This window comes from Escherichia sp. MOD1-EC6162 (genome assembly GCF_002965125.1).
Lineage (GTDB): Bacteria > Pseudomonadota > Gammaproteobacteria > Enterobacterales > Enterobacteriaceae > Escherichia > Escherichia marmotae.
On record NZ_PTSB01000001.1, the window covers coordinates 379,815 to 399,678 of the forward strand.

A 19,864-nucleotide genomic window follows, 5' to 3' on the forward strand; every position below is an offset into this window, starting at 1 on the left:
TAAACGTAACACATTACGCCAATTCATTCCTTGAAATCGTTTGCATCCAGTTCGTGTCGGGAAAGCAGTTTATAAAATTCTGTCCGGTTGCGCCCCGCCATTCTCGCCGCGTGGGTGACATTGCCTTTGGTGATTTGCAGCAGCTTGCGCAAGTAGTTGAGTTCAAACTGATTACGCGCCTCAACAAAGGTAGGTAGCGCCGTGTTTTCTCCTTCCAGCGCCTGCTCCACCAGCGCATCACTAATCACCGGAGATGACGTCAGCGCCACGCACTGTTCAATCACATTCACCAACTGGCGCACATTGCCCGGCCAGGTGGCGGTCATCAGGCGCTTCATCGCATCGGTGGAGAACGCACGGACAAACGGTTTATGTCGCTCTGCCGCCTGACGCAATAAATGGTTTGCTAACAACGGAATATCTTCCGTGCGCTCCGCCAGTGCGGGGATCTTCAGACTAACAACGTTGAGGCGGTAATAGAGATCTTCGCGGAACTCACCTCGCGCCATCGCTTTTGGCAGGTCGCGATGAGTGGCGGAAATAATCCGCACGTCGATATCAATATCGCGGTTGCTGCCCAGCGGACGGACTTTGCGCTCCTGCAACACGCGCAGCAATTTTACCTGTAACGGCGCGGGCATATCGCCAATCTCATCGAGAAACAGCGTACCGCCTTCCGCCGCCTGGAATAAACCTTCGCGATTGCTGACGGCACCAGTAAACGCGCCGCGTGCATGACCAAACAGTTCTGACTCCAGCAACTGTTCAGGCAATGCGCCACAGTTAATGGCAATAAACGGTTTGTTGTTGCGTGGGCTGGCGTTGTGGATCGCCTGGGCGAAAATCTCTTTCCCCGTGCCGCTCTGGCCGTTAATCAGCACACTAACGTCAGACTGCGCTACCAGCCTCGCCTGTTCCAGCAAACGCAGCATCAGCGGACTGCGGGTGACAATAGCCTCGCTCCAGCGTCCGTCGGTGGCTGGCGCGGATTGCTCCAGCGCATCGTCAATTGCCTGATACAACGCGTCTTTATCGACGGGTTTGGTGAGGAAACTAAACACGCCTTGCTGTGTCGCGGAAACGGCATCGGGAATGGAACCATGCGCGGTGAGGATGATAACCGGCATCCCCGGCTGCACTTTCTGGATTTCGGCAAACAGTTGCATACCGTCCATTTCATCCATCCGCAGGTCGCTGATGACTAAATCTATTTTTTCGCGATTCAGTACCCGCAACCCTTCAGCGCCACTTTCCGCCGTGACCACGCTGTAGCCTTCGCTGGTCAGGCGCAGACCAAGTAATTTCAACAATCCGGGATCATCATCGACCAATAATAAATGCGCAGGTTTATGGCTCATCAGGGGTGACCTCATTGGTAGATGGCGCGGGCTTTTCACTCTCGTGCGTCGCGTCCGGCGCGAAATTTCCGGCAGGTTTACGGGTCGAGAGCTGACGTTCAATATCGGTCAGATTTTCCAGTTTACGGGTGGTAAGTTCCAGTTGCTGCTGTAGAACGTGATGTTGCTGGCGCAAAGCATCCAGCTCGCTATCGCTGGACTGCTGGAGTTTACTGTAGCGTTGACGCTCTTCCGCCAGTTGCAATTGTAACGCCTGACCATCGCGCCAGAGCTGATACAGCGGGCGAACCTGCGCCGGGATCTCGGTACTTAACGCGTCAATGCGCGCAACTAACTGGCGGCGCTCAAAAGGCGTAATTTTAGCGTCGGCCAGCAAAATTCCCTGTTTAAAGGTATTTTGCCAGCTACCGTCGCCATACTTGCGGGCTTCCTGACGCGATTGCGCTGGCATTAAGCGGTTGGCACAATCCATCGCCCGTAGCCAGTAAAGCGGGTTAGTTTCGGTTGATTTCCCTTGCAGCGCCCAGATGTCACTACATTCAGTAGGAAGATAATCAGCCAGTTGATAAACCGGAATTTTTTCTTCTGCTGGCGTATTAAGAGCTGGTTTATTGTAACTCTGCACACAGCCCAGCAATGCCAGACAAGGCAACCCCGCCAGCCATAGCCGCCGGGGCAAAATTTGTTGAAAAATGTGTCGCATATTCACCAGACTTAGAGCCTTTCCCAGTGGGCGTAATTGTTGCAGGAAGTTTGGACATGGACAGCGCGGAGAAACCAGAGCGTACACGTAGTACGTGAGGATTTCGAGCACTGCCCGGGGCCAAACTGGCAAATAAAATAGCCTAATGGGATAGGCTCTTAGCATTATTTCGTGTTTTTTGACGCAGGCAATTCAATACGGAAACAAACGTCTTGCCCGCTCTCATCGACCAGATACAGTTCCCCTTGCATACGGCGAATACAATCCCTGGCAATGCTTAATCCCAGACCGCTGCCCTTCACCGCCCCTTTTCGCTGGTGACTTCCCTGAAAAAAGGGTTCGAAGATCATGGTGCGTTCCTCTTGCGGAATGGGCATACCTGTATTGATGACATCAATGTAAACCCGCGCGCCATGTAAGCTGCTGTGAAGGCAAATGTTACCGGATTCAGCCCCGTAGTGCACCGCATTGGAGTAAAGATTATCCAGCACGCTCATCAACAACATTGGCTCTGCCTGGCAAACTGTTGCCTGCAGATCGACGTCGGTATGCATCATTTTAGCCCGTGCAGGCAAGCTGTGAGCGGAAACTACCATCTCCACCAGTGGTGCAAGCTCGACGTTCTCCAGTGCCACCGCGCCGTCCGCCTGTTTACGGTTGTAATCAAGCAGTTGTTCGATCAGCTTTTGCAGATTGCGACTGCTGTTATCGAGAATGCTCACCACCTCTTTCTGCTCTGCCGTGAGCGGCCCAACAACCTGATCAGCAAGTAATTCAGTACCTTCGCGCATACTCGCCAGCGGCGTTTTTAATTCATGAGATAGATGTCTTAAAAACTGATGGCGTTGAGATTCCAGCCATGACAGGCGCTCGCTTAACCAGATAATTCGTTGCCCGACCGAACGTAATTCACGAGGGCCGCTGAACGAAACGCTATTCCCCAGAGAACGCCCTTCCCCCAATCGGTTGATCATCCGTTCAATATTTTTTACCGGACCGATAATCATCCGTGTGAAAAGCAGCACCATTACCAGGCTTACCAAAAACAGTACCAGCGATTGCCAGCCGAAATATTGCCCACGTTCGGCAATTTCTCGTTGCAGTTGCTGCCCACGAGAGAACACCACGGTGCGCGTGGCCTGTACCATTTCAGTATTCGCGTTGGCGAAGGCTTCCAGACGCGCAGCAGCGGCGGCATCGGGGCCGCTGTTGTTGCACTGAAGTTGGGCGAGATTGTTCAAATCCTGACGCAATGCCTGGTAGAGTTTATCGTCCGGCAGCACGCCTGCGTGGGCGTCGAGCATTTCGCTGTAACGCTTGCGCTGGCTTTGGTAGACCTTCGCCAGGGTGGGATCGTCCAACACGCAATACTGACGGTAGCTACGCTCCATCTCCAGCGCCGCGTTGGTCATCGCTTCACTGCGCCGGGCATCGATAAGCGTCGTGCGGTTGACCAGCGCCGCCTGATCGCTAAGTACATTCAGGCTTTGCCAGGCTTGCCATGCCAACACTAACAAGGGCAGCAGGATCAGCAGGAATGCCAGCGTTACCAGTTGTCGTAATGAATGGGGAAAAACGGGCCAGCGTTTCAAGGCATTACTCTCGTCAGACGCGAATAACGTGATGCTAACCGAGGGGCTGTTCAGATACAACAAAGCCGGGAATTACCCGGCTTTGTTGTGGAATAAGGCGGTGCCTAACTCGACGTTTCGCCCGATGGTTGATATAGCTACGCTGATATCAGAAGTTGGACGGCAGGCACCTTGTTGTGCGTCATTCGGTTTTTATGTAGCACGTCCCGAAGGGGCTGACATAAGTGGGTGAATGAGCCACTGGTTACTATTATGCATTAACTGTGCCAATAAACAAAATAGTTTGATAACGTACTGATTGTACGTTGTTTTGATAGGTTTATGAGTGCTTCACGATTTGACTATAAATCAGCCGTTGTGTCGCCTAAAAGAGACGGTCAAAGATAAAATTATTAGTCTTAAATAAAATCAATAGGTTAAATGTCGCCAATGAGCGACACGGTAAACCACCCATTGTCGTGATTTACAGACACAAAAAAGCTCCCGGAGTTGGGAGCATATGATAGTGGTTGGTGTTTAATGCCGGATGCGGCGTAAACGCCTTATCCGGCCTGTAAAACCAATGCGTTGCGTAAAATACCCGCAGTCTTACCCCAACTGCTTACGCGCATTGCGGAAAATACGCATCCACGGGCTATCCTCACCCCAGTTTTCCGGGTGCCAGGAGTTGCTGACAGTGCGGAAAACACGTTCCGGGTGCGGCATCATGATGGTGACACGACCGCTTTCAGTCGTGACCGCCGTAATGCCGTTCGGGGAACCGTTCGGGTTAGCCGGGTAAGTTTCAGTGACTTTACCAAAGTTATCAACATAGCGCAGCGCCACCAGCCCTTTGCTTTCCAGTGCCGCCAGATGCGCAGCGTCACGCACTTCCACGCGCCCTTCACCGTGAGAAACAGCTATCGGCATCTGTGAACCCACCATCCCCTGCAACAGCAGTGACGGGCTTTGGGTCACTTCAACCAGACTGAAACGCGCTTCAAAGCGATCGGAGGTGTTACGCACAAAACGTGGCCACAGGTCGCTACCAGGGATCAATTCACGCAGATTAGACATCATCTGGCAACCGTTACATACCCCCAGCGCCAGCGTTTGCGGACGATGGAAGAAGGTTGCAAACTCATCGCGCACACGGTCGTTGAACAGGATAGACTTCGCCCAACCTTCACCTGCGCCCAGCACGTCACCGTAGGAGAAACCACCGCACGCGACCAGGGCGTGGAAATCCTCCAGGCCAGTGCGTCCAGCCAGCAGGTCGCTCATATGCACGTCGATAGCATCGAAGCCCGCACGGTGGAACGCTGCCGCCATTTCAACATGCGAGTTCACACCCTGCTCACGCAGCACAGCAACTTTCGGGCGCGCGCCAGTGGCAATAAACGGTGCCGCCACATCTTCGTTGATATCGAACGACAATTTCACATTCAGACCCGGATCGGCATCGTTAGATTTCGCCTGGTGTTCCTGATCGGCACACTCCGGATTGTCACGCAGACGCTGCATCTGCCAGGTGGTTTCTGCCCACCAGACACGCAACGTGGTGCGACTTTCGCTGAATACAGCCTGCCCGTTGGCCGTAATCACAAAACGGTCACCAGAAACAGCCTGACCGACATAATGGACACAATCAGCAAGTCCGTGCTGTGCCAGTACGCCTTCTACGGCTTCACGGTCTGCAGCGCGTACCTGAATCACCGCCCCCAGCTCTTCGTTAAACAACGCGGCCAGGCGATCTTCACCCAGAGTTGCGATATCTGCTTCAATGCCGCAATGACCGGCAAACGCCATTTCCGCCAGCGTCACCAACAGGCCACCGTCAGAACGATCGTGGTAGGCGAGCAGCTTACGTTGGGCGACCAGCGCCTGAATGGCGTCGTAGAAACCTTTCAGTTGAGCAACATCGCGCACATCTGCCGGTATATCGCCAAGCTGACGATATACCTGCGCCAGCGCCGTTGCGCCCAGCGCGTTATTGCCTTTGCCGAGGTCAATCAGCAGCAGTGCGTTATCTTCGGTAGAAAGCTGCGGCGTAATGGTGTGACGCACATCTTCCACACGGGCAAATGCAGAGATTACCAGCGACAGCGGGGAGGTCATTTCGCGCTCTTCATTACCTTCCTGCCAGCGGGTTTTCATCGACATAGAGTCTTTACCGACCGGGATCGTCAGGCCGAGCGCCGGACAAAGTTCTTCGCCCACCGCCTTCACTGCTTCATACAGGCCCGCATCTTCACCAGGGTGGCCTGCCGCCGCCATCCAGTTGGCGGAAAGTTTGATGCGTTTAATATCGCCAATCTGCGTAGCAGCAATGTTGGTTAACGCTTCACCGACCGCCAGACGAGCAGAGGCGGCAAAATCCAGCAGCGCAACCGGCGCACGTTCACCAATTGCCATTGCTTCACCGTAGTAGCTGTCGAGGCTGGCGGTAGTAACCGCACAGTTAGCTACCGGTACTTGCCACGGACCGACCATCTGATCGCGCGCCACCATGCCGGTTACGCTACGGTCGCCAATGGTAACGAGGAAGGTTTTCTCTGCCACGGTCGGCAGATGCAGCACGCGTTTCACCGCGTCAGCAATAGTAATCCCTTCACGAACCAGCGCGTCGCCTTTCGCTTTCAGCGTTTGTACATCGCGGGTCATCTTCGGCGTTTTACCAAGCAACACGTCCAGCGGCAGATCGATCGGCTGATTATCAAAATGACTATCGTGCAGAGAAAGATGCAGTTCTTCGGTTGCTTCACCAATCACCGCATATGGCGCGCGTTCACGCTTACACAGTTCGTCAAACAACGGCAACTGATCGGCGGCAACAGCCAGCACGTAGCGTTCCTGGGATTCGTTACACCAGATTTCCAGCGGACTCATCCCCGGTTCGTCGCTAAGAATATCGCGCAATTCGAATTTACCGCCACGCCCGCCGTCACTCACCAGTTCCGGCATAGCGTTAGAAAGACCACCTGCACCAACGTCATGGATAAACAGGATTGGGTTTGCATCGCCCAACTGCCAGCAGCGGTCGATCACTTCCTGGCAACGACGTTCCATTTCGGGGTTGTCGCGCTGTACAGAAGCGAAATCGAGGTCGGCATCAGACTGACCGGAAGCCATAGAAGACGCTGCTCCGCCGCCAAGACCGATGTTCATTGCCGGACCACCGAGGACGACGAGCTTAGCACCAACGTTGATTTCGCCTTTCTGCACATGATCGGCGCGGATGTTGCCGATCCCGCCCGCCAGCATGATCGGCTTGTGATAACCACGCAGCTCTTCGCCATTGTGGCTGTTCACTTTTTCTTCATAAGTACGGAAGTAACCGTTCAGTGCCGGACGGCCAAATTCGTTGTTAAACGCCGCGCCGCCCAGCGGGCCTTCGGTCATAATGTCCAGTGCGGTAACAATACGTTCCGGTTTACCAAAATCTTCTTCCCACGGCTGTTCAAAGCCTGGAATACGCAGGTTGGAAACGGAGAATCCAACCAGGCCGGCTTTCGGCTTCGCGCCGCGTCCGGTTGCGCCTTCATCACGGATTTCACCACCGGAACCGGTCGCCGCACCCGGCCACGGAGAAATTGCCGTCGGATGGTTGTGGGTTTCCACTTTCATCAGGATGTGAGCCGGTTCCTGATGATAATCGTAGCGCCCCGTTTCATGGTCGGCAAAATAGCGGCCTACTTCGGAACCTTCCATCACGGCGGCGTTATCTTTATATGCAGAGAGAACGTGATCTGGTGTGGTTTCGAAGGTGTTTTTAATCATCTTGAACAGCGATTTTGGCTGTTGTTCACCGTCGATAATCCAGTCGGCGTTAAAAATCTTGTGACGGCAGTGCTCAGAGTTCGCCTGGGCGAACATATAAAGCTCGATGTCGTTCGGGTTACGACCAAGCTTTGTGAAAGCGTCTTGCAGATAGTCAATCTCATCTTCTGCCAATGCCAGGCCAAGACGCAGGTTAGCGTCGATCAGGGCCTGACGACCCTGTCCCAGCAAATCAACGCTGGTAACCGGAGCCGGTTGATGATGAGCAAACAACTGCTTTGCATCATCTAACGCAAAAAAGACCGTTTCCATCATGCGGTCGTGTAGTTCAGCGGTAATCTGCTGCCATTGTTCGTGAGTCAGCGTACCGGCTTCAACATAGTAAGCAACGCCACGTTCAAGACGGTTTACCTGTTGCAGCCCGCAGTTATGGGCAATATCGGTCGCTTTCGAAGACCAGGGAGAGATGGTGCCAGGACGCGGAGTCACCAGCAGTAGTTTGCCTTGCGGGGCATGGCTGGCGAGTGCCGGGCCATATTTCAGCAGGCGTTCAAGTTGCGCGTGCTCATCATCGTTTAACGGTGCATTGAGGTCAGCAAAATGGACATACTCGGCGTAAATGTTGTGAACCTGGAGCCTGGCAGCCTGAAAACGTGCCAGCAGTTTATTGATTCGGAATGCCGACAGTGCAGGCGAACCACGCAGAATTTCCATCATAAGTCTCTCGTCTTCTAAGCTTTCGGTGTACCCAAAGGGGGGAAACGGGCGTCATTATAAAGAATCTGGCGTGCTGACGAAACCGTTTGCGTGGAAATAAAATCGCCGCCGTGGATTAGCAACGCGTGCCGCCAATATCTGTAATAAGTTGCCAACTGGCGCGGGTTTACGCAAAATGCCGCTCATTTATGATGAAACCTTTCTACATTATTACGATTTTTCAGGCAGGGAAAAGCACGACGCAGAGAATTAACTAATTGAAAAAATTAAAGATTAATTATCTGTTCATCGGTATTCTGGCACTGCTTCTCGCGGTCGCTCTCTGGCCATCCATTCCCTGGTTTGGTAAAGCCGACAACCGTATCGCCGCCATACAAGCGCGGGGAGAGTTGCGCGTGAGTACTATTCACACACCTCTCACCTGGAACGAAATCAACGGCAAACCCTTCGGGCTGGATTATGAACTGGCCAAACAGTTTGCTGACTATCTTGGCGTTAAACTGAAAGTCACCGTGCGGCAGAACATCAGCCAGTTATTTGACGATCTCGATAACGGTGATGCCGATCTGCTGGCTGCAGGGCTGGTCTATAACAGCGAAAGGGTTAAAAATTATCAACCCGGCCCAACCTATTATTCCGTTTCACAACAACTGGTCTATAAAGTGGGTCAGTATCGACCACGTACGCTGGGTAATCTGACGGCGGAAAAGTTGGCCGTCGCACCTGGGCATGTTGTCATTAATGATCTGCAAAAACTGAAAGAGACTAAGTTCCCGGAATTAGGCTGGAAAGTGGACGACAGAAAAGGGTCTGCGGAGTTAATGGAAGATGTTATCGAAGGTAAGCTGGATTACACCATTGCCGATTCTGTCGCTATCAGCTTGTTCCAGCGCGTTCACCCGGAACTCGCCGTGGCGCTGGATATTACCGATGAACAACCCGTGACCTGGTTTAGTCAATTAGATAACGATAATACGCTTTCTGCTGCCCTGCTCGATTTCTTCAATGAAATGAATGAGGACGGCACACTGGCGCGTATTGAAGAGAAATATCTCGGGCATGGCAATGATTTTGATTATGTCGATACGCGCACGTTTTTACGCGCCGTTGATGCTGTTCTGCCACAGTTAAAACCGCTATTTGAGAAATACGCCGAGGAAATTGACTGGCGTTTGCTGGCAGCGATAGCTTATCAGGAATCGCACTGGGACGCGCAGGCGACTTCTCCGACTGGCGTGCGCGGCATGATGATGTTAACCAAAAATACCGCGCAAAGCCTGGGCATTACCGACCGTACTGATGCCGAACAAAGCATCAGCGGCGGCGCGCGTTACCTGCATAATATGATGAGTAAAGTGCCAGAAAGCGTGCCAGAAAATGAGCGGATCTGGTTTGCGCTCGCCGCCTATAATATGGGCTATGCACACATGCTGGATGCCCGTGCCCTGACGGCAAAAACTAAAGGTAATCCTGATAGCTGGGCCGATGTTAAACAACGTCTGCCTTTGCTTAGCCAGAAACCCTATTACAGCAAGCTGACTTACGGCTATGCACGTGGGCATGAAGCCTATGCTTATGTAGAAAATATTCGTAAGTACCAGATTAGCCTGGTGGGTTACTTGCAAGAAAAAGAAAAGCAGGCAACAGAAGCGGCGATGCAGTTGGCTCAGGATTATCCGGCGGTATCGCCAGCGGAATTGGGTAAAGAAAAATTTCCCTTTCTCTCATTTCTTTCGCAGTCGTCATCTAATTATCTGACGCACTCCCCTTCTCTACTGTTTTCCAGGAAGGGAAGTGAAGAGAAACGAAATTAATCTGTCGCGGATTGCGCTTTTTTCTGCGCTTTGATTTCCTGACGGCGCATTCGGAAAAAATCGCTGAGTAGCGCCGCGCACTCATCCGCCAGTATTCCTTCCGTAATTTCCACTCGATGATTCATGCCCGGGTGGTGAAGTACATCCATTAATGATCCGGCGGCGCCAGTTTTCGCATCACGCGCGCCAAAGACCACGCGACCAATACGGCTGTGGATCATCGCTCCGGCGCACATCACGCACGGTTCCAGCGTGACATATAATGTCGCGTCGATCAGGCGATAGTTTTGCAGCACCAGCCCTCCCTGCCGCAGCGCCATGATTTCTGCATGAGCTGTAGGATCATGGCGACCAATAGGTCGGTTCCAGCCTTCACCGATTACCCGGTTGTTATGCACCAATACCGCGCCGACCGGCACTTCCCGCTCGTCCCAGGCACGTTTCGCCAGCGTCAGCGCATGACGCATCCAGTATTCGTGACTAAATTCGACTTCAGACAAAAAGAAAACTCCGGTTATAAAAGCGCGGCGCATTATACACGGACGCTATGCGTTACTCTATTCCAGTTGCTGGAGTTCGCCGCGAGGCGTTACCCGCCAGCGATGCTGACAGAAATAGAGTAGCGGGTTGTCCTGGTTACTATCACTATAGCCACTGTAAAGTCGCAGCGGCGTGCCGATTTTGCGTTCCAGTTGCGCGACCTTTTCATGGCCGAGACAGCGCATGGTCAGCACCCAGCCGCCATAGCCGCGCTGGATCTGACTGGCGATAAGATTAACGCGTGGTAACCAGGGCGTATCGAAATAAACCGCTTCGACCAACGGCTGAGGGGAACCGGTAATCAACCAAATGTCGGCATCGGAACTTAACAGATAGCTGGTCAGACGTTCCTGCACTAGCGGAAAGACTGTAACATTGTCGCGAAACCAATGCACAAAATCGGCCTGCAACGCCTGTATACGCGCTTCGCTATGACCAAAGGTACAACCCCATAGCAGCAGGCTCATCGGCCAACGTGCCGCTCGGCCCTTGATTAATAATGCAATGACAATGATCGGCAACAGCGGCAGAACAAGTAGCGCATTCAGCGGCTGGCGGCGCAGTAAGTAGCGCAGAAAACAGCCAAACATATCCTGTTGATGCAATGTTCCATCTAAGTCAAAAAACACCACACGACGCTCGTGAGTTGCCAAACCATACCCCTCTGGACTGATACATCCTGATTAATTTTTGCTACTACATAGCCTAACAGATAGATCATCACTTTTCCGGCATCAATCTATCGCATAATGGCTGACTGGAATTTTTAATTCATGGTAATTGACTGTGATGGAATATAATATTCGCTCGCTTGTGTCTCATATTGCCTGTTGTCGCCATTAATTCATCGCGAGGAAAGATATGAACGGCTTACTTCGTATTCGTCAGCGTTACCAGGGACTTGCCCAGAGCGATAAAAAGCTGGCGGACTATCTCCTGCTACAACCTGACACTGCCCGCCACCTTAGCTCCCAACAACTGGCCAACGAAGCCGGAGTCAGTCAGTCCAGCGTAGTGAAGTTCGCGCAAAAACTCGGTTATAAAGGTTTTCCGGCCTTAAAGCTGGCATTGAGTGAAGCTCTGGCAAGCCAACCGGAATCTCCCTCCGTACCCATTCATAACCAAATTCGTGGTGATGATCCGTTACGGCTGGTGGGCGAAAAACTGATTAAAGAAAATACTGCTGCCATGTACGCAACACTGAACGTCAATAGTGAGGAGAAACTACATGAATGCGTAGCGATGCTTCGTTCTGCACGGCGGATTATTCTGACCGGCATTGGCGCTTCCGGCCTGGTGGCGCAGAATTTTGCCTGGAAGCTGATGAAGATTGGTTTTAATGCTGCCGCTGAGCGTGATATGCACGCGTTACTCGCTACAGTACAGGCTTCATCGCCGGACGATTTGTTATTAGCCATCTCATACACGGGCGTGCGGCGCGAGTTAAACCTGGCAGCAGATGAGATGTTACGAGTGGGCGGTAAAGTGCTGGCCATCACCGGTTTCACCCCCAATGCCCTGCAACAGCGCGCTTCTCATTGCCTGTATACCATAGCCGAAGAACAAGCGACGAACAGTGCTTCGATCTCTGCATGTCATGCTCAGGGAATGCTAACGGATTTGCTGTTTATTGCACTGATACAACAAGATCTCGAGTTAGCCCCAGAACGCATTCGCCACAGCGAGGCTCTGGTGAAAAAACTGGTTTGAGTAAAGAATGCGCGTATAATGCCCGCCCGGTTTGTGTTGTTTTGAGAGTTTCCTTATGGCGCTGTTAATCACTAAAAAATGCATCAATTGTGATATGTGTGAACCTGAATGCCCGAATGAGGCGATTTCAATGGGCGATCACATCTACGAGATTAACAGCGATAAGTGTACGGAATGCGTAGGTCACTACGAGACGCCAACCTGCCAAAAAGTATGTCCGATCCCCAATACCATTGTGAAAGATCCGGAGCATGTCGAGACGGAAGAACAGTTGTGGGATAAGTTTGTGCTGATGCATCACGCGGATAAAATTTAGTATTTTGCTTCTGGAGCAGAATATTGATTATTTACTCTTGTAAAACGAAATTATTATATTTATTTTTATGTTGCCATTAATAAACACATTCATTAAATAAAACCCCATAATATCTGCGCAGACACTTAATTATCATTATTAAAGGCGCGCCCGGCGGGTTCACCCGACGCGCCTTAATTACGTTTTCTGGTGTTACAAGAACAGAGGGATCAACTGTAAAATAGCAATGACGACTTTAATACCCTGTTTAATAAGGTATATCGACAATCCGTCATTTGTTTTTCCTTAAACAAGGAATACAGCCATTCAGATTAGCCCTTACATCTCCCCAAAACTGAACGTGCGAGTTACTGGAATCGAGTGCCGCAAGCTTTGATGACACCACTCGTTTCAATGGGGGAATTCAGTAATATAGTGTAGAACACAGCAAAATCTCCAATAACGACGCCAATTCTAATGTATTTATGAAAAAGTGGTCACGTTAATCTTCTCATCAATATTAAATTCTTCGTCCCGGCTCGCATTTTTATGCCAGAAATTGCAAGTTGCTTATACAGACCAACTAAACTGCTCCATAATCATTTCTGTTGGAATCGTGTGCTGCACAATATTAAAATAGTAAAGTACCCCCCTGCTCCTTACCTGTTCGGGGGTTTTACTTTTTAAAAAGAACGGTACTTTTTTGATATTCAGGAAGGGCTTTTAACTTTCAATGATTACCGTGGCACAAGCGTAGTGGCGTTCATCTGCCAGCGTTACATGCATATGTGCGACGCCCAACTTTTCTGCCAGTTTTAACGCCTCGCCCCACAACCGTAGTCTTGGCTTGCCGAGCTCATCGTTAAACACTTCAAACTGATTAAATGCCAGGCCATTACGGATCCCAGTACCAAACGCTTTTGCCGCCGCCTCTTTCACAGCAAAACGTTTTGCCAGAAAACGCACCGGCTGATGATGCGTTTTCCAGATCTCCCATTCATTATCGCTTAATACACGTCGTGCCAGGCGATCACCGGATCGCGCGATTACCGCTTCTATGCGAGCGATCTCCACGATATCCGTGCCTAAACCTAATATTGCCATTAGCCACGCGCTTCCAGCATCAGGCGTTTCATTTCTGCCACGGCATCTTTCAGTCCGGTCATTACTGCGCGACCAATAATGGCATGACCTATATTCAGTTCGTGCATCTCTGGGATAGCGGCAATAGCTTTCACGTTGTGATAGGTCAGACCGTGACCAGCATTAACTTTCAAACCGAGGCTTGCGGCAAAGGTCGCGGCTTTCTCGATTCGCGCCAGCTCTTGCGCCTGTTCAGCGTCTGTTTTGGCATCAGCGTAACAACCGGTGTGGATTTCGATAAATGGTGCCCCCACCTCTGCTGCAGCTTTGATCTGCTCTTCGTCAGCGTCGATAAACAGAGAAACCTGAATCCCGGCATCTGCCAGACGTCTGCAGGCATCGCGCATTTTGTCACGCTGACCCGCGACGTCCAGGCCGCCTTCGGTTGTCACTTCCTGACGCTTTTCCGGCACCAGACAGCAGAAATGCGGCTTCGTCTCAACGGCAATCGCCAGCATCTCTTCAGTTACCGCCATCTCCAGATTCATGCGGGTATCTAGCGTCTGACGGAGGATGCGCACGTCACGGTCTGTAATGTGGCGGCGATCTTCACGTAAATGCACGGTAATGCCGTCCGCCCCCGCCTGTTCGGCAATAAATGCGGCCTGAACCGGGTCCGGATAAGCAGTACCGCGTGCATTGCGCAGCGTTGCGATATGGTCAATGTTGACGCCCAACAGTAATTCAGCCATGACAATCCTCATCAGTCATTAAATGTTTTCACTGCCCGCTTAGGTATAAACTGCCGGAACAGTTCCCTGCTTTTTAAAGGTTTACCGCCAAGATAAGGCTTAAGGGCCATACGGGTAAAGCGTTTTGCGGCGCGCAATGTGTCTGCGTCAGGAAATTCCCGCGCATGTAACGCTTTCAACTGCCGTCCGGTAAAGGTTTTATTGTCGATAACCACACTGGCGATAAATCCTTTTTCTTCGCGGTAACGATACGTCATGTTGTCATCCACCGGCTCACCGCTACCTGCGCAATGGGTAAAATTGACGCCATAACCCAGATGCCCAAGGAGCGCCAGTTCAAAACGACGCAACGCCGGTTCTGGCGTACCTGTGATCCCTGCCAGTGCCTGGATACAATGCAAATAATCGAAAAAAAGTTCCGAAAAGCGTGTTTCGTATTCCAGTACGCGGGAGAGGAGTTCGTTGATGTAAAGCCCGCTGTAAAGCGTGATACCGCTTAGCGGCAGTGCCAGCGAGACGGCTTCAGCACTGCGCAGCGTTTTGACTTCACCGCGCCCGCCAAAACGAAGCAAGAGGGGGGTGAAAGGCTGCAATGCGCCTTTCAGGGTAGAACGTTTTGAACGTGCGCCTTTAGCAACCAGACGCACGCGTCCCGATTCCTCCGTGAAGACGTCCAGCATCAGGCTGGTTTCGCTCCAGGGACGACTATGCAGTACGAATGCGCGCTGCCAGCCTTCCATCGGTGTAACTCTTAGAGATCGTCAACGTAACCGAGACTACGCAGTGCGCGTTCATCGTCGGCCCAACCAGATTTCACTTTCACCCATAGCTCAAGGTGGACAGGCGCTTCGAACATTTCTTGCATGTCTTTACGCGCTTCAATACCGATGGTTTTGATCTTGGCCCCTTTGTTGCCAATTACCATCTTCTTCTGCCCTTCACGCTCAACGAGAATCAAACCGTTGATGTCATAACCACCGCGCTCATTGGTGACAAAACGTTCGATCTCCACGGTTACAGAGTACGGCAGTTCTGCACCGAGGAAACGCATCAGCTTTTCACGAATGATTTCAGAGGCCATAAACCGCTGCGAACGATCGGTAATGTAATCTTCCGGGAAGTGATGCGTCGCTTCTGGAAGGTGTTTGCGTACAATTGCCGCGATAGTGTCGACGTTTAGCCCAGTTTCGGCTGAGATTGGCACGATATCGAGGAAATTCATTTGGCTTGCCAGAAACTGTAAGTGCGGCAGTAGATCGGCTTTCTCCTGCACGTTGTCTACTTTGTTCACCGCGAGAATCACCGGCGCTTTACCGTCACGCAGCTTGTTGAGCACCATTTCATCGTCCGGCGTCCAACGGGTGCCTTCAACGACAAAAATAACCAGCTCAACGTCGCCAATGGAGCTGCTTGCCGCTTTGTTCATCAAGCGGTTAATGGCACGCTTCTCTTCCATATGCAGGCCCGGGGTATCAACGTAGATCGCCTGATACGCACCTTCAGTATGGATACCCACAATACGGTGACGTGTAGTCTGCGCCTTGCGGGAGGTGATGGAGATTTTCTGCCCTAATAGTTTATTCAACAATGTGGATTTGCCAACATTCGGACGTCCGACGATGGCAATAAATCCGCAGTAACTTTTATCGATGCTCATTCCAGCTCCAGTTTTTTCAACGCCTGTTCGGCGGCAGCCTGTTCAGCCTTACGACGGCTTGAACCTGTGCCAACCACCGGTTCGCTCAGGCCGCTAACCTGGCAGTGGATCGTAAATTCCTGATCGTGCGCTTCGCCACGTACCTGAACCACCAGATAAGTTGGCAGAGGCAGATGGCGCCCCTGCAAATATTCCTGCAAGCGCGTTTTCGGATCTTTTTGTTTATCGCCCGGACTAATTTCGTCCAGACGAGTTTGATACCAGTTAAGGATTAATTTCTCGACAGTCTGAATATCGCTGTCGAGGAATACGCCGCCAATTAATGCTTCAACGGTGTCAGCAAGAATTGACTCGCGACGAAATCCACCGCTTTTAAGTTCACCCGGCCCTAAACGCAAGCACTCGCCTAACTCAAATTCACGAGCCAGTTCTGCCAGCGTATTACCGCGTACCAGCGTGGCGCGCATCCGGCTCATATCCCCTTCATCCACTCGCGGGAAACGGTGATACAACGCATTAGCGATAACGTAGCTTAGAATAGAGTCGCCTAAAAATTCCAGACGCTCGTTATGTTTACTGCTGGCACTGCGGTGAGTTAATGCCTGCTGCAGCAGTTCCTGATGATTAAAAGTGTAGCCCAGCTTCCGTTGAAGCCGATTAATTACGATGGGGTTCATGCGATACCAATAAATAAATGCGTCAACAATTCAGCACACGAAACAGACCTGATATGCAGGGTTCTGCTAACAGCTTTTCAGCAGTTTCAGTTGACCTGTATATGGGGACCAACGCTGTTTCGTGTGCCGTGGCGACCAGAAGGCGCCAACCTGAAACTTCGGGGGAATATTCTATACACAACGACAAGGGATGTCGTTAGCCACGGGAGATTTATCTCATAAATAATTCACGTTGCCACCATAACAGTGACAACGTGAACGGATAACGACAATTAGTGAATGCCGCCGATGCGACTTAAACGAACGCCAGTTGGCCATTCGCCTTCCTGTTTATCGAAACTCATCCAGATAGCCGTCGCCCGACCCACCAGGTTAGCTTCTGGCACAAAACCCCAGTAACGACTGTCCGCGCTGTTATCGCGGTTGTCACCCATCATGAAGTATTGGCCCGGCGGGACAATCCAGGTTGCCAGTTGTTGCCCTAGCTGCTGGTAATACATCCCTACCTGGTCCTGAGCGATAGGTACTGTCAGGATGCGGTGTGTAACATCACCCAGTGTCTCTTTACGTTCAGAAAGACGAATACCGTTTTCTTTAGTTTCGTTTTTCGGCACTTCAAAGAATCCGCTGGTCGCTTCCCCACCATTACGACGAGAGAAGGTTTGAACAAAATCGCTCGGCTCCACGTTGGAATACGTTACCGGTAGCGCGTTTTCACACGCCTGACCGGAACTGCATCCAGGTTGAATAGTCAGCTCTTTCGCAACCGGATCGTAAGTGACTTTATCGCCCGGTAAGCCAACCGCACGCTTGATGTAATCAAGCTTTGGATCTTCCGGGTATTTAAAGACCACAATATCACCACGTTTCGGATGGCCGGTTTCGATCAGCGTTTTCTGGTAGATAGGATCTTTAATACCGTAGGCAAATTTCTCCACCAGAATGAAGTCACCGATTAACAGAGTCGGCATCATCGAACCTGACGGGATCTGGAACGGTTCATAAATAAATGAACGCACAATTAACACAAGTGCCAGCACCGGAAATACAGAAGCACCGGTTTCCAGCCAACCTGGTTTTGGCGCAACTTTTTTCAGCGTAGCTTTATCCAGTGAGTCTCCAGCAGCCGCCTGCGCTGCTGCCTGACGTTCCCGCCGTTTAGGTGCGAAAAAGAATTTATCCACGCACCATAAAATGCCCGTCACCAGTGTGGCAATCACCAGAATCAGGGCAAACATATTCGCCATGCCAACTCCTAAAGATTATTTGTTGTCTTTGCCGACATGCAGAATGGCGAGGAACGCTTCCTGCGGCAGCTCGACGTTACCGATCTGCTTCATGCGTTTCTTACCTTCTTTCTGCTTCTGCAGCAGCTTTTTCTTACGGCTGATATCGCCGCCATAACATTTGGCCAGTACGTTTTTACGAAGCTGCTTCACGGTGGAACGCGCGATAATGTGCGTACCAATCGCTGCCTGAATGGCAATATCAAACTGCTGGCGTGGGATTAGATCTTTCATCTTCTCCACCAGCTCGCGACCACGGTTTTGCGAATTATCACGGTGGGTGATCAACGCCAGCGCATCGACACGTTCACCGTTGATTAAAACGTCAACACGCACCATGTCGGAAGCCTGGAAGCGTTTGAAGTTGTAATCCAGAGACGCATAACCACGCGAGGTAGATTTCAGGCGATCGAAGAAGTCGAGCACCACTTCCGCCATCGGGATCTCGTACGTCAGCGCCACCTGATTACCGTGGTAAACCATATTGGTCTGTACACCACGTTTTTCTACGCACAGCGTAATAACGTTACCGAGATATGCCTGCGGCAGCAGCATGTGACATTCCGCGATCGGCTCACGCAGTTCGTAGATGTTATTCACTGCTGGCAGCTTAGACGGGCTGTCGACGTAGATAACTTCTTTCCCCGTAGTTTCTACTTCATACACTACTGTCGGTGCCGTGGTAATCAGGTCAAGATCGTATTCACGTTCCAGACGTTCCTGAATGATCTCCATATGCAGCAGGCCGAGGAAGCCGCAGCGGAAGCCAAAGCCCAGCGCTGTAGAACTTTCCGGCTCGTAGAACAGAGAGGCATCGTTCAGACTCAATTTGCCCAGCGCGTCGCGGAAGGCTTCATAGTCGTCGGAACTTACCGGGAACAGACCGGCATAAACCTGAGGTTTAACTTTCTTAAAGCCTGGCAGCGCTTTTTCTGCCGGATTACGCGCCAGCGTTAAGGTATCGCCTACTGGTGCACCGTGAATATCTTTAATCGCACAAACCAACCAACCTACTTCACCACATTTCAGTTCAGTACGATCAACTTGTTTCGGCGTGAAAATACCCAGGCGGTCGGCGTTATAAGTCTGCCCGGTACTCATGACTTTCACTTTATCACCCTTACGCAGGGTGCCGTTTTTAATACGGATAAGTGAAACAACGCCCAGGTAGTTGTCGAACCAGGAGTCGATAATCAGTGCCTGCAATGGGCCTTCTGGATCTCCCTCCGGCGGCGGAATGTCACGCACCAGACGTTCCAGTACATCCTGCACACCAACACCTGTTTTTGCCGAGCAACGCACTGCGTCGGTAGCGTCGATGCCGACGATATCTTCGATTTCTTCCGCAACGCGTTCAGGATCGGCTGCTGGTAAGTCAATTTTGTTAAGTACCGGCACCACCTCGAGGTCCATTTCCATCGCGGTGTAGCAGTTTGCCAGGGTTTGCGCTTCTACGCCCTGCCCTGCATCGACCACTAACAATGCACCTTCACAAGCAGCCAGCGAACGGGATACTTCATAGGAGAAGTCCACGTGACCCGGGGTGTCGATAAAGTTAAGTTGATAGGTTTCGCCATCGGACGCTTTATAGTCCAGCGTCACGCTCTGCGCTTTGATAGTAATACCACGCTCACGCTCAAGATCCATGGAATCGAGAACCTGTGCCTCCATTTCACGGTCAGACAGGCCACCGCAGATCTGGATAATACGGTCAGACAGCGTCGATTTACCGTGGTCAATGTGAGCTATGATCGAAAAGTTACGTATATTCTTCATAAAGTATGATTATTGTGCCTTAATGCCCGGTTAACCAGGCTTTTAGAAGTCGCTGTTCTGAGCTTAACGTCTGTATTAATAGAAACGCCGCATTCTACACTACAACATTGAGGCGAGGAAATGTTCATACCGTATGGATTGTGGT

The 19,864-nt window shown here is 51.4% G+C and carries 16 protein-coding genes; 3 read left to right on the plus strand and 13 right to left on the minus strand.

Annotation, left to right across the window (positions count from 1 at the left end; genetic code table 11):
• Positions 1–23: 23 nt before the first annotated feature.
• From glrR to purL, 4 genes are all read right to left on the minus strand, one after another.
• Positions 24–1,358 carry a two-component system response regulator GlrR gene (glrR, locus tag A9587_RS01790; protein ID WP_001516890.1) on the minus strand — a complete coding sequence of 445 codons (1,335 nt, stop codon included), beginning with the start codon at positions 1,356–1,358 and terminating at the stop codon, positions 24–26.
• Positions 1,348–2,061 (minus strand): two-component system QseEF-associated lipoprotein QseG, encoded by a 714-nt coding sequence (qseG, locus tag A9587_RS01795; RefSeq protein ID WP_001215851.1) that lies wholly within the window; start codon positions 2,059–2,061, stop codon positions 1,348–1,350. Before qseG ends, glrR begins: the two co-directional genes overlap by 11 nt.
• Positions 2,062–2,225: 164 nt before the next feature.
• A complete protein-coding gene (gene qseE / locus A9587_RS01800; protein WP_105263389.1) occupies positions 2,226–3,653 on the minus strand; it encodes a two component system sensor histidine kinase QseE/GlrK in 1,428 nt (475 codons plus the stop codon).
• A gap of 588 nt (positions 3,654–4,241) precedes the next feature.
• Positions 4,242–8,129 (minus strand): phosphoribosylformylglycinamidine synthase, encoded by a 3,888-nt coding sequence (gene purL, locus A9587_RS01805; protein WP_038354384.1) that lies wholly within the window; start codon positions 8,127–8,129, stop codon positions 4,242–4,244.
• Between the two features lie 257 nt (positions 8,130–8,386).
• Here purL and mltF point away from each other — a divergent pair, with 257 nt between their 5' ends.
• The gene (gene mltF / locus A9587_RS01815; protein WP_000734181.1) at positions 8,387–9,943 is read left to right on the plus strand and encodes a membrane-bound lytic murein transglycosylase MltF; all 1,557 of its coding nucleotides are present in this window, start codon (positions 8,387–8,389) and stop codon (positions 9,941–9,943) included.
• Here the strand turns inward: mltF and tadA are convergent.
• Both tadA and yfhb read right to left on the minus strand, forming a co-directional pair.
• Entirely contained in the window at positions 9,940–10,443 is a 504-nt protein-coding gene (gene tadA / locus A9587_RS01820) for a tRNA adenosine(34) deaminase TadA (RefSeq protein WP_001516895.1), read from the minus strand. The genes mltF and tadA overlap by 4 nt on opposite strands.
• Before the next feature lie 57 nt (positions 10,444–10,500).
• The gene (gene yfhb, locus A9587_RS01825) at positions 10,501–11,136 is read right to left on the minus strand and encodes a phosphatidylglycerophosphatase C (protein ID WP_085449151.1); all 636 of its coding nucleotides are present in this window, start codon (positions 11,134–11,136) and stop codon (positions 10,501–10,503) included.
• Positions 11,137–11,344: 208 nt separating this feature from the next.
• Here yfhb and A9587_RS01830 point away from each other — a divergent pair, with 208 nt between their 5' ends.
• Both A9587_RS01830 and yfhL read left to right on the plus strand, forming a co-directional pair.
• A complete protein-coding gene (locus A9587_RS01830) occupies positions 11,345–12,193 on the plus strand; it encodes a MurR/RpiR family transcriptional regulator (RefSeq protein WP_001013776.1) in 849 nt (282 codons plus the stop codon).
• A 55-nt stretch (positions 12,194–12,248) separates the two neighbouring features.
• Positions 12,249–12,509, plus strand: coding sequence for a 4Fe-4S dicluster ferredoxin YfhL (gene yfhL / locus A9587_RS01835; protein WP_001196284.1), 261 nt, complete (start codon positions 12,249–12,251; stop codon positions 12,507–12,509).
• Between the two features lie 702 nt (positions 12,510–13,211).
• Here the strand turns inward: yfhL and acpS are convergent.
• The 7 genes from acpS to lepA all read right to left on the minus strand — a co-directional run bounded on the left by acpS (position 13,212) and on the right by lepA (position 19,719).
• Positions 13,212–13,592: a holo-ACP synthase gene (gene acpS / locus A9587_RS01845; protein WP_000986026.1), complete on the minus strand. Its 381-nt coding sequence runs from the start codon at positions 13,590–13,592 to the stop codon at positions 13,212–13,214.
• Positions 13,592–14,323 (minus strand): pyridoxine 5'-phosphate synthase, encoded by a 732-nt coding sequence (gene pdxJ / locus A9587_RS01850; protein WP_001516896.1) that lies wholly within the window; start codon positions 14,321–14,323, stop codon positions 13,592–13,594. The genes acpS and pdxJ overlap by 1 nt, the downstream gene beginning before the upstream one ends.
• An 11-nt stretch (positions 14,324–14,334) precedes the next feature.
• The gene (gene recO, locus A9587_RS01855) at positions 14,335–15,063 is read right to left on the minus strand and encodes a DNA repair protein RecO (protein ID WP_105263390.1); all 729 of its coding nucleotides are present in this window, start codon (positions 15,061–15,063) and stop codon (positions 14,335–14,337) included.
• Positions 15,064–15,074: 11 nt separating this feature from the next.
• Positions 15,075–15,980, minus strand: a complete 906-nt coding sequence (gene era / locus A9587_RS01860) for a GTPase Era (protein WP_000020738.1) — start codon at positions 15,978–15,980, stop codon at positions 15,075–15,077.
• Positions 15,977–16,657: a ribonuclease III gene (rnc, locus tag A9587_RS01865; RefSeq protein WP_001068343.1), complete on the minus strand. Its 681-nt coding sequence runs from the start codon at positions 16,655–16,657 to the stop codon at positions 15,977–15,979. Before rnc ends, era begins: the two co-directional genes overlap by 4 nt.
• Positions 16,658–16,929: 272 nt before the next feature.
• On the minus strand, positions 16,930–17,904 hold the full coding sequence (gene lepB, locus A9587_RS01875) for a signal peptidase I (RefSeq protein WP_105263391.1): 975 nt from the start codon (positions 17,902–17,904) through the stop codon (positions 16,930–16,932).
• A 15-nt stretch (positions 17,905–17,919) separates the two neighbouring features.
• Positions 17,920–19,719 (minus strand): translation elongation factor 4, encoded by a 1,800-nt coding sequence (gene lepA, locus A9587_RS01880; protein WP_000790174.1) that lies wholly within the window; start codon positions 19,717–19,719, stop codon positions 17,920–17,922.
• Positions 19,720–19,864: the final 145 nt, after the last annotated feature.

Coding starts and splice junctions, on each gene's coding strand:
- glrR (WP_001516890.1), bottom strand. CDS start 1,358: ATGAGCCATAAACCTGCGCATTTATTATTGGTCGATGATGATCCCGGA.
- qseG (WP_001215851.1), bottom strand. CDS start 2,061: ATGCGACACATTTTTCAACAAATTTTGCCCCGGCGGCTATGGCTGGCG.
- purL (WP_038354384.1), bottom strand. CDS start 8,129: ATGATGGAAATTCTGCGTGGTTCGCCTGCACTGTCGGCATTCCGAATC.
- A9587_RS01830 (WP_001013776.1), top strand. CDS start 11,345: ATGAACGGCTTACTTCGTATTCGTCAGCGTTACCAGGGACTTGCCCAG.
- yfhL (WP_001196284.1), top strand. CDS start 12,249: ATGGCGCTGTTAATCACTAAAAAATGCATCAATTGTGATATGTGTGAA.
- acpS (WP_000986026.1), bottom strand. CDS start 13,592: ATGGCAATATTAGGTTTAGGCACGGATATCGTGGAGATCGCTCGCATA.
- pdxJ (WP_001516896.1), bottom strand. CDS start 14,323: ATGGCTGAATTACTGTTGGGCGTCAACATTGACCATATCGCAACGCTG.
- recO (WP_105263390.1), bottom strand. CDS start 15,063: ATGGAAGGCTGGCAGCGCGCATTCGTACTGCATAGTCGTCCCTGGAGC.
- era (WP_000020738.1), bottom strand. CDS start 15,980: ATGAGCATCGATAAAAGTTACTGCGGATTTATTGCCATCGTCGGACGT.
- rnc (WP_001068343.1), bottom strand. CDS start 16,657: ATGAACCCCATCGTAATTAATCGGCTTCAACGGAAGCTGGGCTACACT.
- lepB (WP_105263391.1), bottom strand. CDS start 17,904: ATGGCGAATATGTTTGCCCTGATTCTGGTGATTGCCACACTGGTGACG.
- lepA (WP_000790174.1), bottom strand. CDS start 19,719: ATGAAGAATATACGTAACTTTTCGATCATAGCTCACATTGACCACGGT.